The sequence below is a fragment of the Pontimicrobium sp. MEBiC01747 genome (assembly GCF_053601635.1).
Map to the genome: position 1 here is coordinate 1 of NZ_JBSHNS010000266.1, position 5,273 is coordinate 5,273.

Genomic DNA, 5,273 nt, shown 5'->3' on the forward strand with positions numbered 1-5,273 from the left:
TAAAGTAACCACACCTTAAAATAATCATCGTAAATAATTACATTAACTATAAAGCAATCATTGTGCCAAAGTAATATTGCTATAAGGTGCGAAATCATAAATACATGTTAAAAATAAAAAAGGAAGTTTACTAAGTAATAAAACCTTGAAAAATAGAAAAAGCACCTGCTTAACAAGTGCTTTTTCATACTAACCAACCAAAAATATGGTAATTACTACTCCTAATTTAAAGTAACCACACCTTAAAATAATCATCGTAAATAATTACATTAACTATAAAGCAATCATTGTGCCAAAGTAATATTGTTATAAGGTGAGAAATCATAAATACATGTTAAAAATAAAAAAGAAGCTTATTAAGTAACAAAACCTTAAAAAATAGAAAAAGCACCTGCTTTAACAGGTGCTTTTTCATACTAACCAACCAAAAATATGATAATTACTACTCCTAGTTTAAAGTAACCACACTCTAAAATAATCAATGTATGTAATTATAAAAAGAATAAAGCAATGACTGTGCCAAAATATAATTATACGTACCTGAACTATTATAAATGCATGTTAAAAATAACATGATTTAAGTTTTGTAAATAAATAGTACAAAGAAAGCATCTGTGTTAACAGATGCTTTTTTTAACTAACCAATCAAAAATATGGTAATTACTATTTTAATTTAAAGTAACCACACTCTAAAAAAAATCTTCATAAGTAATTATGTTTTTAAATATACAATCTCCGTGCCACAGTTTATTTTGAGTTAAAATTTTGGAATATGAAAATAAAAATATATCTTTATGATATCATTTTAATATCAATTTAAACTTTATCCTTATGAAAGAAGAAAAAATCATTACACCCGCAAACGGTTATCTTATGTTGTTTGTATTTTTAGCAATTGTGGTTGGAAGTATATTTGCGGCTATTGCTACAGAAGAAATAGAATATGCCTTACTTTTAATAATTGGCTTATTTATTATGCCTGGATTTTTAATGGTGCAACCAAATGGTTCTAGAGTATTACTATTATTTGGTAAGTATGTAGGTACAATTAAAAAAAATGGATTTTATTGGGTAAACCCTTTTTATTCTAAAAAGAAAATTTCATTAAGAGCAAGTAATTTTGATAGCGAACGTTTAAAAGTAAATGATAAATTGGGGAACCCAGTTATGATAAGTACTATATTGGTATGGAAAGTAAATAACACTTACAAAGCAGCATTCGATGTAGATAATTATGAGAATTTTGTTAGAGTACAAACAGATGCAGCCGTAAGAAAGTTAGCAAGTATGTATCCTTATGATAATTTTGCAGATGAAGGACATGTAGAAGATATAACCTTGAGATCTAGCGTTAATGAAGTTAGTGAAGCGTTAGAAAAGGAAATAGACGAGCGTTTGTCTATAGCAGGAATAGAGGTACTTGAAGCAAGAATAGGATATTTAGCTTATGCCCAAGAAATAGCAAATGCTATGCTTAAGCGTCAACAAGCTACAGCTATAGTGGCAGCAAGACATAAAATTGTTGAAGGAGCAGTTAGTATGGTAGAAATGGCTTTAGAGGAGTTAGGTAAAAAAAATATTGTAGACTTAGATGAAGAACGTAAAGCGGCAATGGTAAGTAATTTAATGGTTATTCTATGTGGCGATAAAGATGCGTCTCCAGTATTAAATACAGGAACTTTAAATCATTAATTGAGAGATTAATGAATTTACACGATGCAGTAGTTTGTATTATATTTGGCTAATTAATAAACTTAAAAAGAAAAGAAACTCAATAAAATGGCGAAGAAAAAAGCTTTCGCGTTGCGAATAAATGAAGAGATGCTTAAAGCTATAGAAAAATGGGCTTCCGATGAGTTTCGTAGTACTAATGGGCAAATAGAATGGATATTAATGAAAGGTTTAAAAGAAGCCAAGCGAGACCCTAAACCTAAGCACATAAACAAAAATGATAGCGACTCTTAATCGAGTCGCTTTTTTTATGCCGTTAATTTTGCTACTTTGCAAGGATAAAAAAACTAACTAAATGGAAAACGCACCACTATTTACAGACGATACTATTGTATTTGGATTACTAATGCTTGCCTTAGGAGCTGTATTTTATACAGAATCTATTAAAACTGGTTTTTGGCCACAATTTTATAAAATTGTACCAGGATTATTCATGGCATATATGATTCCTGCTGTATTAACAACAACAGGAATTATAGCACCAGAATGGGAAACTATAGATAAAGCTGGTGAAGTAATTAAACATAAATCTAATCTTTACTACGTATCTAGCAGGTATTTATTACCAGCAGCACTTGTTTTAATGACCCTGAGTATAGATTTAAAAGGAGTGTTTAATTTAGGGTGGCGTGCACTTATTATGTTTTTAACAGGAACAATAGGTATTGTTATAGGAGGGCCAATTGCTATTTTATTAATTTCTATGGTCTCACCAGAAACTGTAGGAGGAATAGGGCCAGATGCTGTATGGAGAGGGTTATCTACACTAGCAGGTAGCTGGATAGGTGGAGGAGCAAACCAGACAGCAATGTTAGAGATTTATGGATATAACCAAAAATTATACGGAGGAATGGTGTTTGTAGATATTGTAGTTGCTAATATCTGGATGGCGCTATTACTTATTGGAATTGGTAAACGTAAAAAAATTAATTCTTGGTTAAAAGCAGATACCACTTCTATAGAGAATTTAAAAGAGAAAATGTCTACGTTCTCTGAAGGAGTAAAACGTAATCCATCATTAACAGATATTATGATAATGGGAGCAATAGCGTTTGGAGCAGTAAGTTTTGCACATTTATGTTCTAATTTTTTAGCCCCATTTTTTGAAGAAGTTGTCTCAGGCATCCAATCGCAAACAACAAGAAATATATTTACGTTCTTAGGATCTAAATTTTTCTGGATGATAAGTATTTCTACATTAATAGCTATAGCCTTATCATATACTAAAGCTAAAAACTACGAAGGCGCTGGCGCTAGTAAATTTGGAAGCGTCTTTATATACATACTTGTAGCCTCTATTGGAATGAAAATGGACTTAATGCTTATTTTTGATAATGTGGGCTTAATAGCTATAGGTATCGTTTGGATGAGTATTCATGCATTATTATTAATAGGTGTAGCAAAAATAATTAAAGCACCATACTTCTTTTTAGCAGTTGGTAGTCAAGCAAACGTTGGAGGGGCCGCTTCTGCACCTATAGTAGCCTCTGCATTCCACCCGTCATTAGCAACAGTTGGTGTTTTGTTAGCAGTGTTTGGATATGCAATAGGAACTATTGCAGCGATAGGTTGTACAATTTTGATGCAATTAGCTTCGGTAAGCTAGTTTTTAATGATAATTTATAGCATATTTGCGGAAATAAATTTTAAGATTACAAATGCAAAAACTAGTAGTATTTTTTAGCTTATTATTTATCTTTTCTTGTGGAAATGATAAAGACAAGTTAATTGTAAAAGGAAATGTAAAAGGGTTAAAGAAAGGAACACTTTATTTAAAAAAAGCGAAAGACTCTGTTTTAGTAGCTATTGATTCTACAGTTATTAATGGAGAATCTAAGTTTCAATTAGAAAGTGCTATCGATACACCTGAGTTATATTTTATTTATTTAGATAAAAATGATAATGAAGACGAACGTATTTCTTTTTTTGCAGACAAAGGTATTACCGAAATAAATACAACATTAGATAATTTTGCTTTTGGAGCAAAAATAAAAGGCTCTAAGCAACAAGAGGTGCTAGAAGATTACTTAAAAATGATGTCTAAGTTTAATAATAAGAATTTAGAATTAATTAAAGAAAATTTTGAAGCACATAGAGCTAACGATAGTGCTTTAGCAGATAAGACTAAAAAAATGCATGAAGGCCTAGAAAAGCGTAAGTATTTATATACTGTAAATTTTGCAATTAATAATAAGGATAGTGAAGTAGCACCATATTTAGCACTTACAGAGCTTTACAATGCCAATATAAAACTTCTTGATACTATAAATAACTCTTTAACACCGAAGATAAAATCGTCTTTATATGGTAAAAAGTTACAAGCGTTTGTAGATAATATAAAGGCAGAAGAGAAGTAATAAAAAATAATTTTCTATACTAGAAATAAAAGCCTTTTTGTTTTACACAAAAAGGCTTTTATAATTGTTAAATATTATAATTTAAGCCTATAGATGCTTTTACTCGGTCTATAATTTTTATTAACTCTAAACTTGTTTTTAAAGGCACTTTAGAACTTTCTTTATAACCATTAATTAAACACAAATTAACAGCTTCAATTTCGTGTAGATACCCCATTCCTTTTTTATCTATATCATAAACTGTCTCAACATTATTTTGTGTTAACGTTAATTGTTTTGAAGCAAAAAAATCACGATGCAATTTAATACTGCCTTTTGTGCCATAAATAATAGCTTCCGTAGGTGTATCTGTTTCTATAGTGCATTCTAAATTTGCAGATACATTATTATCATAACTAAAAACCATAGCACAATAACTATCTACACCCGTTTCTGTCATTCTCGCAGTGGCTTTTATAGCTTTTGGAGAGCCAAGTAAAAGAAGACTTAAATAAATAGGATAAATACCAATATCTAATAAAGCACCGCCTCCCAATACCTTATTATAAAGTCTGCTCTTTAAATCTATTTCGGCTTTAAATCCAAAATCTGCTTTTATAGATATAATGTCTCCTATAGTATTTAATTCTATAAGTTCTAATAGCTTTTCTGTAGCAGGAATAAAACGAGTCCATAAACCTTCCATTAAAAATAAATTTTTGGACTTTGCAGTTTTAATCATAGCTTCTACCTGACTTGTATTTATGCTAAAAGGTTTTTCGCAGAGAACTGCTTTCCCTTTGCTTAGGCATAATAAGGTGTTTTCGTAATGAAGTGTATGTGGCGTAGCAATATATACAACATCTATATTTGAGTCTTCAGCTAATGCTTTGTATGAATTATAATAAAGGGTTGTATTAAATTTTTCACTAAATGCCTTAGCTTTATCTCTATGTCTAGAAGCTACAGCATATAATTTACTTTTATTAGAAAGTAGTAAATCTTTAGCGAAAGTATTTGCAATATTTCCTAACCCAATAATTCCCCAATTAATAACTCTACCCATAAAATTATAGTATTTAAAAGTTAAGATTTCTCTAAATTAAAAAAGAGCCTTCAGAAATGAAGGCTCTTTTAAGTTTATATTTATGTCTTTCAATTATTTTTGAATATCAATAATTTCTATGTCAAAAATAAGGTTAGAAT

General features: G+C 29.9%; 5 protein-coding genes. 4 read left to right on the forward strand and 1 reads right to left on the reverse strand.

What is annotated here, in order from left to right:
- The first annotated feature begins 831 nt into the window (after positions 1–831).
- From ACVC2P_RS08850 to ACVC2P_RS08865, 4 genes are all read left to right on the forward strand, one after another.
- Entirely contained in the window at positions 832–1,692 is an 861-nt protein-coding gene (locus ACVC2P_RS08850; protein WP_452598114.1) for an SPFH domain-containing protein, read from the forward strand.
- A gap of 87 nt (positions 1,693–1,779) precedes the next feature.
- Complete coding sequence (locus tag ACVC2P_RS08855; RefSeq protein WP_452598115.1) at positions 1,780–1,965, forward strand: Arc family DNA-binding protein; 186 nt, start codon at positions 1,780–1,782, stop codon at positions 1,963–1,965.
- Positions 1,966–2,026: 61 nt separating this feature from the next.
- Positions 2,027–3,337: a DUF819 family protein gene (locus tag ACVC2P_RS08860; protein ID WP_452598116.1), complete on the forward strand. Its 1,311-nt coding sequence runs from the start codon at positions 2,027–2,029 to the stop codon at positions 3,335–3,337.
- A gap of 52 nt (positions 3,338–3,389) precedes the next feature.
- A complete protein-coding gene (locus ACVC2P_RS08865) occupies positions 3,390–4,088 on the forward strand; it encodes a DUF4369 domain-containing protein (protein WP_452598117.1) in 699 nt (232 codons plus the stop codon).
- Between the two features lie 67 nt (positions 4,089–4,155).
- On the opposite strand, the gene ACVC2P_RS08870 is transcribed toward ACVC2P_RS08865, so the two are convergent.
- Positions 4,156–5,133 (reverse strand): Gfo/Idh/MocA family protein, encoded by a 978-nt coding sequence (locus ACVC2P_RS08870; RefSeq protein ID WP_452598118.1) that lies wholly within the window; start codon positions 5,131–5,133, stop codon positions 4,156–4,158.
- Positions 5,134–5,273: the final 140 nt, after the last annotated feature.

Coding starts and splice junctions, on each gene's coding strand:
- ACVC2P_RS08850 (WP_452598114.1), top strand. CDS start 832: ATGAAAGAAGAAAAAATCATTACACCCGCAAACGGTTATCTTATGTTG.
- ACVC2P_RS08855 (WP_452598115.1), top strand. CDS start 1,780: ATGGCGAAGAAAAAAGCTTTCGCGTTGCGAATAAATGAAGAGATGCTT.
- ACVC2P_RS08860 (WP_452598116.1), top strand. CDS start 2,027: ATGGAAAACGCACCACTATTTACAGACGATACTATTGTATTTGGATTA.
- ACVC2P_RS08865 (WP_452598117.1), top strand. CDS start 3,390: ATGCAAAAACTAGTAGTATTTTTTAGCTTATTATTTATCTTTTCTTGT.
- ACVC2P_RS08870 (WP_452598118.1), bottom strand. CDS start 5,133: ATGGGTAGAGTTATTAATTGGGGAATTATTGGGTTAGGAAATATTGCA.